Origin of the sequence: Streptomyces boncukensis, assembly GCF_011045075.1 — a bacterium.
In the GTDB taxonomy this organism is placed as follows: Bacteria; Actinomycetota; Actinomycetes; order Streptomycetales; family Streptomycetaceae; genus Streptomyces; species Streptomyces boncukensis.
Window position 1 is genome coordinate 1 of record NZ_JAAKZZ010000171.1, and the last position, 13826, is coordinate 13826.

General features: G+C 74.6%; 11 protein-coding genes and 2 pseudogenes. 4 read left to right on the forward strand and 9 right to left on the reverse strand.

Annotated elements, in window-relative coordinates; genetic code table 11:
• Positions 1–36: 36 nt before the first annotated feature.
• Positions 37–174, forward strand: a pseudogene (locus tag G5C65_RS40745) (threonine synthase); the annotation flags it as partial.
• A 12-nt stretch (positions 175–186) separates the two neighbouring features.
• Here the strand turns inward: G5C65_RS40745 and G5C65_RS17635 are convergent.
• The gene (locus G5C65_RS17635; protein WP_165299813.1) at positions 187–804 is read right to left on the reverse strand and encodes a TOPRIM nucleotidyl transferase/hydrolase domain-containing protein; all 618 of its coding nucleotides are present in this window, start codon (positions 802–804) and stop codon (positions 187–189) included.
• 146 nt (positions 805–950) lie between these two features.
• On the opposite strand from G5C65_RS17635, the gene G5C65_RS17640 reads away from it, so the two are divergent.
• On the forward strand, positions 951–1760 hold the full coding sequence (locus G5C65_RS17640; RefSeq protein WP_165299814.1) for an SAM-dependent methyltransferase: 810 nt from the start codon (positions 951–953) through the stop codon (positions 1758–1760).
• Positions 1761–1856: 96 nt separating this feature from the next.
• Here the strand turns inward: G5C65_RS17640 and G5C65_RS17645 are convergent, their stop codons facing one another.
• From G5C65_RS17645 to G5C65_RS17660, 4 genes are all read right to left on the reverse strand, one after another.
• Entirely contained in the window at positions 1857–2666 is an 810-nt protein-coding gene (locus G5C65_RS17645; RefSeq protein WP_165299815.1) for a MerR family transcriptional regulator, read from the reverse strand.
• A gap of 198 nt (positions 2667–2864) precedes the next feature.
• Positions 2865–3659: an ABC transporter permease gene (locus G5C65_RS17650; protein ID WP_165299816.1), complete on the reverse strand. Its 795-nt coding sequence runs from the start codon at positions 3657–3659 to the stop codon at positions 2865–2867.
• Positions 3656–4618, reverse strand: coding sequence for an ATP-binding cassette domain-containing protein (locus G5C65_RS17655; RefSeq protein ID WP_165299817.1), 963 nt, complete (start codon positions 4616–4618; stop codon positions 3656–3658). The genes G5C65_RS17650 and G5C65_RS17655 overlap by 4 nt, the downstream gene beginning before the upstream one ends.
• An 84-nt stretch (positions 4619–4702) precedes the next feature.
• On the reverse strand, positions 4703–5326 hold the full coding sequence (locus tag G5C65_RS17660) for a TetR/AcrR family transcriptional regulator (protein ID WP_165299818.1): 624 nt from the start codon (positions 5324–5326) through the stop codon (positions 4703–4705).
• A gap of 87 nt (positions 5327–5413) precedes the next feature.
• Here G5C65_RS17660 and G5C65_RS17665 point away from each other — a divergent pair, with 87 nt between their 5' ends.
• Positions 5414–5800: a nuclear transport factor 2 family protein gene (locus tag G5C65_RS17665; protein WP_165299819.1), complete on the forward strand. Its 387-nt coding sequence runs from the start codon at positions 5414–5416 to the stop codon at positions 5798–5800.
• Between the two features lie 159 nt (positions 5801–5959).
• Here G5C65_RS17665 and G5C65_RS17670 read toward each other — a convergent pair whose 3' ends face one another.
• On the reverse strand, positions 5960–6559 hold the full coding sequence (locus tag G5C65_RS17670; protein WP_165299820.1) for a hypothetical protein: 600 nt from the start codon (positions 6557–6559) through the stop codon (positions 5960–5962).
• A gap of 437 nt (positions 6560–6996) precedes the next feature.
• On the opposite strand from G5C65_RS17670, the pseudogene G5C65_RS17675 reads away from it, so the two are divergent.
• Positions 6997–7824 (forward strand): annotated as a pseudogene (locus G5C65_RS17675) (chitinase); the annotation flags it as partial.
• A 35-nt stretch (positions 7825–7859) separates the two neighbouring features.
• On the opposite strand, the gene G5C65_RS17680 reads toward G5C65_RS17675, so the two are convergent.
• The 3 genes from G5C65_RS17680 to G5C65_RS17690 all read right to left on the reverse strand — a co-directional run bounded on the left by G5C65_RS17680 (position 7860) and on the right by G5C65_RS17690 (position 13651).
• Complete coding sequence (locus tag G5C65_RS17680; RefSeq protein WP_165299821.1) at positions 7860–10733, reverse strand: ATP-binding protein; 2874 nt, start codon at positions 10731–10733, stop codon at positions 7860–7862.
• A 243-nt stretch (positions 10734–10976) separates the two neighbouring features.
• Positions 10977–12317 carry a carotenoid oxygenase family protein gene (locus G5C65_RS17685; RefSeq protein WP_165299822.1) on the reverse strand — a complete coding sequence of 447 codons (1341 nt, stop codon included), beginning with the start codon at positions 12315–12317 and terminating at the stop codon, positions 10977–10979.
• Positions 12317–13651 carry an MFS transporter gene (locus tag G5C65_RS17690; protein WP_165299823.1) on the reverse strand — a complete coding sequence of 445 codons (1335 nt, stop codon included), beginning with the start codon at positions 13649–13651 and terminating at the stop codon, positions 12317–12319. Before G5C65_RS17690 ends, G5C65_RS17685 begins: the two co-directional genes overlap by 1 nt.
• Positions 13652–13826: the final 175 nt, after the last annotated feature.

The following is a 13826-nucleotide window of genomic DNA, read 5'->3' on the forward strand; positions in this document are numbered from 1 at the left end:
AGTTGTGTATAAGAGACAGGGGCTGCCGGGGCGGGCTTCGACGGCCCCGTGGTCTGCGTGTCCACCTCCAGCGGCTTCAAGGACCGGGGCTCCGGCGAGCACCGGAGCGCGCCGGCGGACCCCGAGTGGCCCGCGGTGCGGGCCCGGCTGCGGGCCGCGGGGCTCACTGAGTGAAGGCACGGAGGGTCACACGCTGGTGAGGAGGTCGTCGAGCGGGGCCGGCACCTGCTCGGGGGCCAGGGCCTCGACGAGGAGCCGGCCGTAGCGGATCTTGCGGCCGGCCCTGGTGCCGAGGAACCGCCGCAGCTGCCGCTGCCGGGGCCTGCCGTGCTGTGCGGGCTGGTGCAGGAAGGTCCGCCATGGGCGCTGGTCGCCCTCGGCATGGACGATCTCCTCGACGCGTGCCGTGCCCAGCGCGCGGATCAGCTCGTCCTCCAGGTCCGACACGCACACGAAGACGTCCCGGTGCGGCGCCCGCGCCCGCCGCAGACCGCGGGTGTACCAGCCCTGCTCGCGCTCGTCGCACAGGCCCGCCAGCCGCAGGCCGAGGCCGGGCGGCCCGAGGAGGCCGGCATAGCGGCCGACGCTCATCGCGCCGCCCATCGGCACCACGCACACCCCCTCGGCGGCCAGGTCCCGGCCGCGCCGCTCGGCCAGCGCCTCGACGGCCGCGAGGTCGCTCAGCCCCTCCAGCAGCACCGCCGTCCGCACCCGCAGCCGCGCGGCCAGTTCGCTCGCGGGCCCTCCGGGGCCGCCGTTCGCCCAGTCGGCGACCGCGTCCCGGAACCCCCGTATGTCCGCCATGGAGCAAGTCTGCACGCCCGCCGGGGGCACAGCACGGAATATTCGCGGGCACGACCGAGGAGCGGCGGACCCGACCCCACGCGTTCCACGGCGGGCCGCACGCCCGTAAGTTGGGGGCACCAGCAGTCGCGACGCGGGAGTGGACCATGGCCCAGGGGCCCGGAAAGGCAGAGACGACAGCCCGGATCGACACCACGGTGCCGCACTCGGCGCGAATCTGGGACTACTGGAGCGGCGGCAAGGACTTCTACGACGTCGACCGCCAGGCCGGCGACCGGGTCCAGCAGGTGTACCCGGACGTGTTCACCTTCGCCCGCGTCGGGCGGCACTTCATCGGCCGCACGGTGCGCTATCTGGTCGAGGAGGCGGGCATCCGCCAGTTCCTGGACATCGGGACGGGCCTGCCCACCGTCGACAACACCCACGAGGTCGCCCAGCGGGCGGCCCCCGAGTCCCGCATCGTCTATGTCGACAACGATCCCCTGGTGCTCGCGCACGCGCACGCGCTGCTCACCAGCTCCCCGCAGGGCGCGACCGACTACATCGAGGCCGATGTGGCGGACCCGGCCGGGATCCTGGAGGCCGCAGCGCGGACCCTGGACTTCGACCGGCCGGTCGCGGTGATGCTGATGGGCATCCTGGCCCACGTGCCCGAGCACGACGAGGCCCGGTCGATCGTCCGGCAGCTGATGGACGCCGTCACCCCGGGCAGCCATCTGGCGGTGCGGGACGGCACCAACACCGATGCCCGCTATGTGCGGGCGCTGGAGGGCTACAACCGCAGCGGTGCCGTGCCCTACCGGCCGCGCGAGCCCGAACAGGTGGCGGCCTTCCTGGACGGCCTGGAGCTGGTGGAGCCCGGGTTCGTGCCCTGTCCGCAGTGGCGGCCCGAGGCGGCGGATGTGGGCCCCCTGCCGCAGGTGCCCCTCTACGGCGGGGTCGGCCGCAAGCCATAGGGAGGGTCCTGCGGATCAGGCCGGGTCGGGGGCTGCCCCTCGCGGTTTCGTCGCAGAGTGCGGGTGCGTGCCTGGTCGCGCCCCGCGGCGAAGCCGCTATGGACCCCCTTCGGGGCGCAGTCCCGAGGCGCGCGCGGGCCTGTCGAGACGTCTGAGCCTGGTCCAGCCGGTCCAGCCGCGCTGCCTCAGCAGCTCGATCAGCCGACGGGCCGGCGGCGCGGTGTCGAACGCCAGCGTGTCCATCACCTGGACGAACGGCGGTTCGAGGTCGGTGTCGTCGACGTAGTCCTCGCCCCGCTCGTCGGCCGTCCGTGTGAGGTAGGCGGCCAGCCGGTCGGCCAGCTCGACCAGCCGCGGGTCGTCGCCGTCCCGGTCGAGGGCCTGGCCCAGGGTGCGGTAGAAGTCGACGACCTGCGGGTCGGCGAGCTGCGCCCGCTTGCGGGCCGCCCAGTCCCGGACGCGCTCAGGAGCGTGTGCGGCCAGCGGGATCCAGCCGTCGCGCTCGACGCGTACGATCCGCTCGTCGACCCCGAGCGCCCGCAGCCGGTCCAGGAGCCCGACCACCTCCGGGGGCAGCGCGAGGCCGTCCCCGGCGGTGAGGCGGGCGATCCGCTCGCGGTGCCGCTGCCGCTCCTGGATCTCGGCGCGCAGCCGGCGGTCGATGTCCGCGACCGCCGCGGCGAACTCCTCCTGGCCGGCCTGGAGCAGCTCCCGTACCCGGGCCAGCGGGACCCCGGCCGCGGCGAGGGTGCGGATCCTGATCAGCTCGACCACGGCGTCGGCGCCGTACCTCCGGTAGCCGGAGTGGTCCCGCTCCGGCTCCGGCAGCAGCCCCTTGGCGTGGTAGTGCCGCACCGCGCGCACCGTCACTCCGGCGTACGACGCCAGCTCGCCGATCGTCAGCATCGGTTCAGTCTCCCAGGGCGCAGGCGAGAGACGCTTCCTAGCGCCGTGGCCGGAAAGGTTCACCGCCTCGCGCCGCCCGGCACGACACCTCGCGGCGTTGCCGGATCACGCAAGTACGCCCAGTACGAGCCGCGATCCGGCGCCTTGCGAGGCACCGCACCGGACGACGCGAGACGGCAAACCTTCCCGGCCACGGCGCTAGCGCACGGGCCGGGTCCGGTACAGGTGCCGTGCCCAGAGGTAGCCGCACCCTCCGATCACCGCGCACCAGCCGACCGCGCGGAGCGCGTCAGGGCCGCTCGGCGACCCGGCGAGCAGGCCGCGGAGGGTGTCCATGACCGGGGTGAACGGCTGGTGTCCCGCGAACCACCGCAGCCCGGCCGGCAGGGACGCGACCGGCACGAACCCGCTGCCCACGAACGGCAGCAGCACGAAGACCATCGGCAGGTTGCTCGCGGTCTCCGGGTTCGGACTGGCCAGCCCCAGCGCCACGGTGAACCAGGTCAGCGCCAGGGAGAGCAGGGCCAGCAGCCCGGCCAGGCCCAGCCACCGCTCCAGCGGCGCCGCGCTCCGCAGACCGAGCAGGAACGCCGCCCCGAGGACCACGGCGAGCGCCAGCGCGGTCTGGATCATCGCGCCGAGGACATGGCCGGTGAGCACCGAGGACTTGGCGATGGGCAGGGTCCGGAACCGGTCGATGATCCCGCCCGACAGGTCGGTGGCGACCAGGACCGCGGTGCCGATGGACACGCTGGCGACCGTCATCGTCAGGATCGCGGGCGTCACGAACGTCAGATAGGCGCTCCGGTCCCCCGCCGGGACCCCCGGCAGTCCGGCGCCCAGGGTGCCGCCGAAGACGTAGACGAACAGCAGCAGGAACAGCAGCGGCTGCCCGACGAGCATCACCGTCATCGACGGATACCGGGCCATGTGGCGCAGATTGCGGCGCAGCATGGTCGCCGCGTCGCGGACGGGGTGTGCCGCGGTGCTCATACCGGCGCCTCCTGGGACGGCGTGCCGGTGGCGGCGAGGCGGCCGGTGAGCGCCAGGAACACGTCGTCCAGGTCCGGGGTGTGCACGGTGAGCCCGGTGACCGCGCCGTCGTCGACGCTGTCCAGCAGCCGGCGCAGCGCGCCGACGCTGCCGTCGTGCGGCAGGGTCACGGTGAGGGCCGCGGGGTCCGGGGCCGCTCCGGGCAGCCGGCGGGCCAGCTCGGCCAGCTGTGCGCGGCCGGCGGCCCGCAGCTCGATATGGCCGCCGGGGGCCAGCCGCTTCAGCTCGGCCGCCGTGCCCTCGGCGACCAGCCGCCCCCCGTCGAGCACGCCGATCCGGTCGGCGAGCCGGTCGGCCTCCTCCAGATACTGGGTGGTGAGGAAGACCGTGGTCCCGTCCTCGGCCACCAGCTTCCGCACGAGGTCCCACAGGCCGCGGCGGCTGCGCGGGTCGAGGCCGGTGGTCGGCTCGTCGAGGAAGATCAGCCGTGGCCCGGACACCAGGGTCATCGCCAGGTCCAGCCGCCGCTTCTGCCCGCCGGAGTAGGTCGCCGCGCGCCGGTCGGCGGCGTCGGTCAGCCCGAACCGCTCCAGCAGCCGCCCGACCGCGGTCCGGGCGCGCTGCCGGCCGAGGTGGCCGAGGTCGGCCATCATCCGCAGGTTCTCCCGCCCGGTCAGCACCTCGTCCACGGCGGAGAACTGCCCGGTCACCCCGATCGACGCGCGCACCCGGTCGGCCTCGCGGCGTACGTCGTACCCGGCGACCCGGGCCGCGCCGGCGTCCGCGGGAAGCAGGGTGGACAGCGTCCGGACGGTGGTGGTCTTACCGGCTCCGTTGGGCCCCAGCAGGGCGTAGACGGTGCCCGCGGGGACGGTCAGGTCGACTCCGGCGACCACCTCGCGGCCGCCGTACGACACCCGCAGCCCGGTGGCCTCGATCGCGCTGGTTCTCGTTGTCATGCCGGCGATGCTGCGGGGTTGCCCCTGCGTCAGGGTCAACCGTCACCGGCGCATCGTCCGCGCCCGGCCTCGGGGCCGCGCCCCTCACGGGGTGCGGTCCTGCTCCGCGCGTGCCGACCCCGGTGCCGACGCGCCCAGTACGCGGAGCACACTCGTACGCAGCGCCTCCCGCGCCTGGGCGCCGGTCATCCGGCCGGCGTCCCGCTCCTCGCTCGCCGCGTGGGCGAGCCCGATGACCACGGTGACCAGCCAGTCGACGGGGGGCCGGTCGTCGAACTCCCCGGCCCGCCGCCCCCGTCGGACCACACGGGCGAGCCGCTCGGCGACCGGCGCGTGCCGTTCGCGGTCCGCGCCGGGGCCGACGGGCAGCGCGCTGATCCTCCGCACCAGCGCGGGGAAGCGCGACAGAGGTTCCGCGCTTGCGTCCAGCACCCTCAGCAGGGCGTCGGCGGCCGGTCCCGCGTCGGGCTCGGCGGCGTCCATCGCGGCGACGGCCTGCTGGGTGAGCTGGTCGGCGACCCCGGCCAGCAGCCGCTCCCGGGAGGGGAAGTGGGCGTAGACGGTCTGGCGGGTCACGCCCGCGGCGGCGGCGACTGCCTCCAGCCGCGCGTCGGGGTCGCCGTCGAGCACCCGGGCGGCGGCTTCCAGGATGGCGGCCCTGCTGCGGCGGGCGTCGGCACGGCGCCGGGGCGCGGGAGGCGGAGTCATCTCTTACACCTTGTCAAAGTTATCGGGCGACTCATATCTTACAGCGTGTAAGAGATAGCCCTGAAGGCCCCGATCGCGAGGAGCGCCATGCCCGCACGCGACGCCACCGAACCCGGGCGTTTCATCGCCGACTTCATCACCTCCTTCACCGAGGAGTTGCTGGCGAGCGACGACGACGCCGCCGGGATCGTCGACCGGTACCACACCGCGGACATCGTCCAGGTCGCCGACGGGCACCGGATGGACCGCGCCAAGCTCATCGCGCACACCCGCCCGGTGCGCAAGAACCGGCCCAGCGCCCGGGTGGAGGTGCACGAGGCCCTCGCCGACGGCGACCGGATCGCCGCCCGCTACACCCTGCACGTACAGCAGCGCGGCAAGCGCCTGGCGATCGAGGTCTCCTTCTTCGGGCAGTTCACCGCCGACGGGCGGATGCGCCGGGGGGACATGCTCACCCGCGCCGTCCCCGCCTGAGCCCCCGGGGCGCGGCAGCCCCGTACGCGGCCTCCGTCTCTGTGCACGGCGCAGGGCACGCCGAGGGGCGGTGGCGTACGCACCGCCACCGCCGCCTCAGCGAGCGCCACGGGGCAGGCATGCGCGGTCGCTCCCTGGCGGAGCGCCGCGCGGGGGCGCTCAGTCGATACGGACCGTCTCCTTGGCGCCGGAGGGCCCGAAGCCGCAGAGCGAGGGGGCCATCACGTGCTGGGGGTTGCTCCAGCCGGCGCACCGGTAGCTGGAGTGGCCGTACCAGTCGTGGCCGAACTCGTGCGCGGCGAGCAGCGCCTGGTCGCGGACGCCGCCCATGTACAGCGCGATGCGCTGGCCACGGCCCCAGTTGCAGCCGACGATCCGGCCACCACCGCCGCAGTCGGTGATGTAGCTGTTCCGGCACTCCACCGGGGTATCGTTGTTCGCCGTCTCATCGAGTCCGGCCCAGGCCGCCGCGCCCTGGCTGATCGCCGCGGCGTGCGGCCGGCAGGAGGCCAGCAGGTGGTAGCTGCGGTTGGTCGGGACGTCCCAGCCGCCCGGCGGGGGCTCCATGGGCTTGGCGGACTTCGACAGCGCCGCCTCCAGCTGCTCCGCCGTGATGCCCTCGCCCTCGCCCAGGTCCTCGGTCGCCGCGACCGGCTGGCTCTGGGGGGAGGTGGCGGCTTGTGCGCCGGGTCCCAGCAGTCCGATGGCCGCGGCCACGACCGCCACCAGAAGAGATCTCAGGAGCAGGCTTCTTCGCATACTTCTCCTCCTGTTGTGGGGGGATGCGCCGGCGACGGGTCGCCGGCAGTCGCGTCGCTTGGTCAGGACCAAGGACGCCGTCCGGTCTCACAGTTCGCAGACGCCGGAGTGGAGAACAATCCGGGATTCAATAGGTAGAGGTACGTATCAAATTCGGGAGCCCGGCACCGGAGCTTCCGCACCGCTTCGGAGTTGGCCGGAGTTTTTCAGAGTTGGTCCAGACCTATTGACCGCATTGGTACACACCAATACGCTCCCGGGATGTGATTGTCATGTCATGACCAAAAACTGACCGCTTGCCGAGGGAGCCCCCCTTGCGATCCCCCACCGGAAGACGCCTCCTGCGACGGGTCACGACAGCGTTCGCCTGCCTGGCCGTCCCCCTCGCCCTGACCGCGCCGGCCGCCACCGCGGACGACGGGCGCGAGTCCACCCTCGTCCAGGCCGCCCCGTACCTCTATCTCGGCTGGGGCAACCCGCCGAGCCCCACCGAGGTGATGAGGGCCACCGGCATCACGTCGTACACCATGGCGTTCATCCTCGCCCAGAACGGCTGCAACCCCGCCTGGGACAGCCAGCGCCCGCTCACCGGCGGCAGGGACGAGGCCGCCATCCGGCAGATCCGCGCGGCCGGCGGCGACATCACGCCCTCCATAGGCGGCTGGAGCGGCAACAAGCTGGGCCCCAACTGCCGCACCCCTGAAGCCCTCGCGGGCGCCTACCAGAAGGTCGTCGACGCCTACGACCTGAAGGTGATCGACGTCGACATCGAGAACACCGACGAATTCGAGGACCCGGCGGTCCAGGACCGCATCCTCAACGCGCTGAAGATCATCAAGCAGAACAACCCGGGCATCAAGACGGTCCTCACCTTCCCGACGCTCAACACCGGCCCCAACTACTGGGGCGACCGCCTCATCGAGCGCTCCCACGCCCTGCAGGCGGACATCGACAACTTCACCATCATGCCGTTCAACTTCGGCGGCCACGGCGACATGTACGGCCACACCGTGAACGCCGCCGAGGGCCTCAAGGCCAAGCTCCAGTCCGTCTACGGCTGGTCCGACGCGGAGACCTACGCGCACCTCGGCATCTCGGGGATGAACGGGAACAGCGACGGGGGCGAGGTCACCACGCCCGCGATCTGGACCCAGATCCGCGACTGGGCCAACGCCCACCACATCGGCCGCATGGCCTTCTGGTCGGTCAACCGGGACCGGCCGAACTGGGAGTTCACCTCCATCACCGCCGGCTTCACCGGCTGACCGCTCCGGCGGGCGCGCTCGCGTCCGCGCCCAGGTCACACGCGGGTGACCTGGGCGCGTGAGCGGACGTTGAGCTTGCGCAGCACCCTGGCGACATGGTGCTCGACGGTGCGCGGGGAGAGGAACAGCACCTCGGCGATCTCGCGGTTGGTGTGGCCGAGCGCGACCAGCCGGGCCACCTCGCGCTCCCGGGGCGAGAGCCGGTCGCCGTAGCCGCGGCGGCCGCGGCGGGAGGGCAGCAGGACGTTGTGGGCGCGCAGCACACGGCGGCAGCGGGCGGCGTCGCGGATGGCGCCCAGCTCGGCGAACTGCTCGGCCACCGCCGCGAGCTGTTCCGCCGCGCCGGCGGTGCCCGCGGTGAGGCGGCAGCGGGCCGCTGCCTCGCCCGAGCGCGCCGCGGAGTAGGGCTGCGGCAGCACGGCGTACGCGGCACGCGCCGCCTCGAAGGCCGCCGCGGCCTCCTCGGCCCGCCCGTGACCGGCCGCCACGATGCCCCGGCAGGCGGTCAGCGCCGCCGCCGCCAGCGGCGCGTCCCGGCCGGCGATGCCCCCGGCCAGCTCGGCTGCGACCCGCTCGGCCTCCGGCAGCCGGCCGTCGCGCACCAGCTCCCCCACCGCCATCGGCACCAGGTCGCCGGCCCAGGTCCAGATGCCCTTGCGGCGGATCCGGCCGAGGCCGCGCTCGGTCTCGGTCCGGGCCCGGACCGGCTCGCCGCGCGCCCGGAGCACCCGGGCCATGGCGCCGGACGCGGTGGCCAGTATCGGGGTGGGCGCGTTCCGGGGGTCGTCCAGGCCGGCGGCCCCGAGCTCAGCGGCGGCCTCGTCCCACTCGCCGAGCGTGCCCGCCAGCAGCCCCAGCACGAGATGCGCGTCGGACGCGATGCCCGAGACCCCGTCCACCAGCTCCAGGATGTGCCGGGCGCGCTCCGCCAGGCCCTGCCAGCGGCCCGCGTACCAGTCCAGGCGCAGCGCGGTGCCCTCCACGATGCCCTCGTAGTACCCGGCACCGCACGCCGCGGCCAGCCGCAGCCCCTCGTCCCGGAAGCGGTGCGCGGCGCGGTAGCGGCCGAGGCAGGTGGCGGCGTCCGCGAAGTTGCCGCAGGCGCGGGCGACCTGTCTGCGGTCGGTGCCGGGCCCGGCCGCGCCGATGAGCCGCTCGGCCCGCTCCCACACCCCCGGCTCGCCCGCGTACATCGCGAGCGCCAGCCGGTTGGCCCGTACGGCGGTGCGCACCGCCGGATCGGGCTCCCGGGCCGCCAGCGCCTCGGCCCGCTCGATCGACCTCTCGTACACGGGGTAGGGGTGGTCGCCCCAGGCCGGCATGGCCAGCGCCGCCATGCCGCGGGCCGCGAGGGCCGGGCGGTCGCGCAGCTCCTCGACCGCCAGCTCGGTGTCGAGCCGGCCCTCCTCGTAGCGGCCGGCCTGGTTGTAGAGCAGCAGCCCCAGATTGAGCCGGATCTCGCCGCGCACCCCGGCGGGCAGCCGGCTGTCCCGCAGGATGCCGCGCAGCAGCGCGACGGCCCGGCGGTGGGCGAGCCCGACCACCGCGTCCCGGCTGAGCTCGACCGCGATACGGGCGCACTCCGGCCTGCCGAGGTGCCCCTCGGCCAGCAGCTCCTCCAGCACGCCCACGGCGAGCGCGAGGTCGCCCGTCTCCCGCGCCGAGGAGGCCGCCGCCTCGCCGTAGCCCTGCCACCGCGTCAGCTCCCCCGCCCGGCGGGCGTGGTAGGCGAGCTGCACGAGGGGCTGCGGGTCCGCTCCGGCCAGCGCGAGCATCGCCTGCCGGTGCAGCCGGTGCCGGTCGGGTCCCGTCAGGCTCGCGTAGACGGCCTGCTGGTCGAGGGCGTGCCGGAAGCCGTACCGGTCGTCGCCGCACTCGTGCAGCACGCCGGCCAGCAGCGCCTCCCGTACGGCCGCCGAGTCCTCCGCCGTCACGGGCGCGTCCGCCGTCCCGCGCACGACCGCGGCGATCAGCGCCTCGCCGGCGGGAAAGCGGAGCACGCACGCCGCGTGCACGGCGGCCACGGCCCCGGGGGACAGCACGCTCATCCGGTCGGCGATCGCCTCCCGCAGCAGCGTGGGCACCGCCATCGCCTCCAGCGCCGCCCGCTCCGACGGCCGCGCGCGCAGCGAATCGCCGGGCAGCGCGCGGGCGACCTGCTCCACCACGAACGGGATGCCCGCGGTCCGCCGGTGCAGCTCAGCGGCGAGGGCCGCCGAGATCCCCGACGCCCCGGTGAGGGCCGCGACCAGGGCGCGCACGGCGTGCGCGTCCAGCGGGCGGAGCGGGATGACGGCCGCGGTGGTCCCGGGCGGGCTGCGGTAGGCCCGCCCCAGCGGCAGCACGGCGCCCGGCAGTTCCTCGCGGCGGTAGCTGAGCACCACCGACAGCGCGTCCGGCGGGTCGTCCAGCAGGAACCGCAGCAGCTCACGGGTGCCCTCGTCCGCCCAGTGCAGGTCCTCGACGACCATCACGGTCTCGCCCAGCGCGTCGAGCAGCGCCCGCACGGCGCGGAACAGCCGGTGCCGGCCGGCCCGCGGATCGCCGAGCGGCTCGGGGGCCGGCGGCAGCCGCTCTGCGAGTTCCGGCAGATAGGGCCGCAGCGCGCCGCAGACCGGGCTGAGCGCGGCGGGCAGCCCGCCGGTGAGGTGGCGCAGCAGGTCGAAGACCGGCCCGTACGGGAAGGGTTCACGCAGCGGACGGCAGCTTCCCTGAAGGACCCGGCGCCCGCGTACGGCGGGCGGGCGCAGGGCCTCCCGGATCAGCCGGGTCTTGCCGATGCCGGCCTCTCCCTCGACCAGGGCCACCGACGGCGGGTGCGTCACCGCGTCCGTCAGCGAGCGCAGCTCTCCCGCCCGGCCGACAAAGACGGGCGGCGCCTGTGCGGTACGCAGAAGGGAGACGGTCATGAGTGACTCCGGCCGGTGGGGGGTCCGCGGCACGCACGAGGGGAGGGTACCCCCGGGGGCGCCGGTGGAGTCCGGTGAGCCGTGCGCCGGGCAAGACCGAGCCCCGGAGGGCCCGGACACGGCCCAGCCGGGACTCGGTCCGCAGCCGGCGCGGCTGTCCGCCTCCGGGGCCTCCGGGGCCGCGCACGACGACACGCACGACGACGCGTACGACGGCCCGGCGTGCCGGTCACCCGTGGTCGGTCACCCGTGGTCGGGGACCCAGTGGCCATGGATGCCCGCCGGGACGCGGCGGGGCAGCTCCACGGCGGCGACCGGAGCGGCCGCGAGGTCCCCGGCGTCCAGCACGAGCAACTGGGAGGCGTCGGCCCGCAGATCGCTGACGATGGTCAGCAGATAGCCATCGTCCTCGGCTGTGCCCCCCGCGGCGGGGACGAAGACCGCCTCGCCCGGCATCCGGTCCGGGCCGTGCCGGTGGAGCTGCCGCCCTCCGGTGTCGGCGTCGTACCTGACGGTGGCGTACCCGCCGTGGCCGGTACCGGGGAAGGCGACGGCGTAGCTGTAGCGGTTGCGGCTGCCGGTGCGGTCGTCGTTGATGCTGGGGAACTCGGTGGTCAGGTCGTCCAGCGGCTCGTCGGCCGCCTTGCCGGTGGCCGGGTCCAGGATCCAGCGGTGCTGGGTCGCCCCGGTGACGGGCGCGGGGCCGTAGCCCGGCGCCCCGGTCCACCACTTCCACGAGGACTCCCAGGAGGCGCGGTCGTAGCGGGGACCCTCGACGACCACGCGGCCCCATGCGTCGGTGTAGGCGTTGGTGACGTGCAGCAGCGCCGCCGGGTCGACCTCGAACCAGGTGGGGCCGCCCCGGCCGTCGCGGCGGAGCACGCCCATGGTGGCGGTGGCCGCGTCGCTCCAGCGGTAGGGGATGCCGGACTGCTCCCGCTGGTCGAAGACCACGGAGAGGTTGAGGAAGACGACGTGGTCGCGGGTGAGCGCGAAGTCGTGCATCAGCGCCGGCCCCGCGCCCGCGACGGCCTCGGAGCGCACGATGGCGCCCGACGCGTCCGCCACGTAGTACACCAGGTACGGCGGGAAGGGGCTGTAGCTGAAGAAGTGCAGCTCGCCGGTCTCGGGGTCCTCCTTGGGGTGGGCGGTCATGGAGCTGGTGAGCCTGCCGCCGAAGTCGTAGGGGCCGATGGTGTCCAGCTCGGCGCCGACCTCCCAGGGCAGGTTGGCCTCCTGCAGGGCGAGATAGCGGCCACCGTGGAAGATGATGTTGGTGGCGGCGGCTGAGACCTCCAGCTCAGTGCCGGTGAAGGGCACGCCCTCCAGGTAGGGCGTGCGCACCCACCGGTTGCGGTACCACTCGGCCCGACCGCCGCGCAGCCGCACCCCGTGCAGCATGCCCGCGCCCTTGAACCAGTGGGACGGCGTGCTGCCGGGCTTGGGGTTGTGGCCGTTGCGGAGGTAGCGGCCGTCCAGCTCCGGCGGCAGGGTGCCGTGCACGGTCAGATCGCTCGCCGCGATCTCGTCGGCCACCGGCTCGTAGTGGCCGTTGAGGTACGGCTTGGGGGTGTCCGTGGTCATCACAGGGTTTCCTTTCTCGGTGTGAGCACGATGAGGGAGAGCAGCCCGACCAGCAGGGCCAGGGCCGCGAGCACCCGGAAGGCGGCGCTGTCGCCCCAGGTGCCGGAGACGGCGGTCAGCGCCGCCAGCCCGACAGCGCCGCCGACCTGCCGGGAGGCGTTGACCAGGCCGCCCGCCAGTCCGCTGTCGGCGGCCGGTACGCCCTCCGCCGACAGGGCCGTGAGCCGGACGAAGGCCACGCCCAGCCCCGCGCCGATGAGCAGCGAGGGACCGAGCAGGGTGCCCAGGAAGGTGCCGTCCCCGGGCAGCGGCGACAGCCAGGCGAGCCCGGCGGCCAGCAGGACGATCCCGGCCGGCAGCACGAACCGGCCCGTGAGCCGCGAGGTGAACCAGGAGGTCACGGCGACCGTCGCGGCGAGCGGCAGCTGGGTCAGCCCGGTCTCGACCGGGCTGTAGCCGAGCGCCCGCTGCTGGTAGAGCGGGAGGAGGAAGAACAGCCCGAGCCAGACCGCGCCGAGCAGCGTCATCAGCACGTTGGCGGCGGCGACCGAGCCGGCGGTGAGCACCCGGGCGGGCACCAGCGGCTCGGCCGACCGGCGCTGCAGCACGACGAAGACCGCGAGCAGTACGGCTCCGGCGGCCGCCACGGGCCAGGAGCGGTCCGACAGCCCGTACACCACGGCGATCAGGCCGCCGGTGACCGTCAGCGAGCCGGGCAGGTCGAGGCGACCGCGCCGCGCGGGCCCGGCAGCCGGCAGCAGCCGCGCCGCGGCCAGCACGGCCAGCGCGAACGGGACCATGGCGAAGAACACCGAGCGCCACCCGAACCCGCCGGTCAGCAGCCCGCTCAGCAGGACGCCCGCAGCGCCGCCCGCGCCGGAGACCGCGCCCCACACGCCCAGCGCGAGGGCACGCCCCCGCGGGTCGGGGAAGAGGGTCAGCGCCAGGGCCAGCGCGGTGGGCGCCAGCAGCGCTCCCCCGGCCCCCTGCACGGCGCGGGCCGCGATCAGTGTGGTGGGCCCGGTGGCCAGCCCGGCGGCGAGCGAGGACGCCGCGAACAGCGCCGCGCCGGTGAGGAACACCCGGCGCAGCCCGTACACGTCGCCCAGCCGGCCGCCGAGGAGCAGCAGCGCTCCGAAGACGAGCACGTAGGCGTTGACGACCCACGACAGCCCGGAGGGGCCCAGTGCGAGCCCGTCGCGGATCTGCGGGAGTGCCACGTTGACGATCGAGGCGCTCAGGACCACCAGAAACTGCGCTGTGGCCAGGACGCCCAGAACCGCCGGCGCCGACCGTCGGCGGCTCTCCTGGGGTGTGTGTCGAATCAGTGTCACACCGCGACTCTCCCGCCCGGCCCGCGGTGCTCGCGTCGGCAGAAGTCACCTAGGGGGTGTTTCGAAAGCCCCGTGCGGCGCATGGGGCGTCCGGTGCGTGCTCTCGGCGTGCCGGGTGAAAGCCCTCGTACTGGGCGTACTCGGGCTTTCGGCCGGTGCGGCGAGAGCACGTGCC

Excerpts from the sequence above, each read along its gene's own strand:
- G5C65_RS17635 (WP_165299813.1), bottom strand. The coding sequence starts at position 804 with ATGGCGGACATACGGGGGTTCCGGGACGCGGTCGCCGACTGGGCGAAC.
- G5C65_RS17640 (WP_165299814.1), top strand. The coding sequence starts at position 951 with ATGGCCCAGGGGCCCGGAAAGGCAGAGACGACAGCCCGGATCGACACC.
- G5C65_RS17645 (WP_165299815.1), bottom strand. The coding sequence starts at position 2,666 with ATGCTGACGATCGGCGAGCTGGCGTCGTACGCCGGAGTGACGGTGCGC.
- G5C65_RS17650 (WP_165299816.1), bottom strand. The coding sequence starts at position 3,659 with ATGAGCACCGCGGCACACCCCGTCCGCGACGCGGCGACCATGCTGCGC.
- G5C65_RS17655 (WP_165299817.1), bottom strand. The coding sequence starts at position 4,618 with ATGACAACGAGAACCAGCGCGATCGAGGCCACCGGGCTGCGGGTGTCG.
- G5C65_RS17660 (WP_165299818.1), bottom strand. The coding sequence starts at position 5,326 with ATGACTCCGCCTCCCGCGCCCCGGCGCCGTGCCGACGCCCGCCGCAGC.
- G5C65_RS17665 (WP_165299819.1), top strand. The coding sequence starts at position 5,414 with ATGCCCGCACGCGACGCCACCGAACCCGGGCGTTTCATCGCCGACTTC.
- G5C65_RS17670 (WP_165299820.1), bottom strand. The coding sequence starts at position 6,559 with ATGCGAAGAAGCCTGCTCCTGAGATCTCTTCTGGTGGCGGTCGTGGCC.
- G5C65_RS17680 (WP_165299821.1), bottom strand. The coding sequence starts at position 10,733 with ATGACCGTCTCCCTTCTGCGTACCGCACAGGCGCCGCCCGTCTTTGTC.
- G5C65_RS17685 (WP_165299822.1), bottom strand. The coding sequence starts at position 12,317 with ATGACCACGGACACCCCCAAGCCGTACCTCAACGGCCACTACGAGCCG.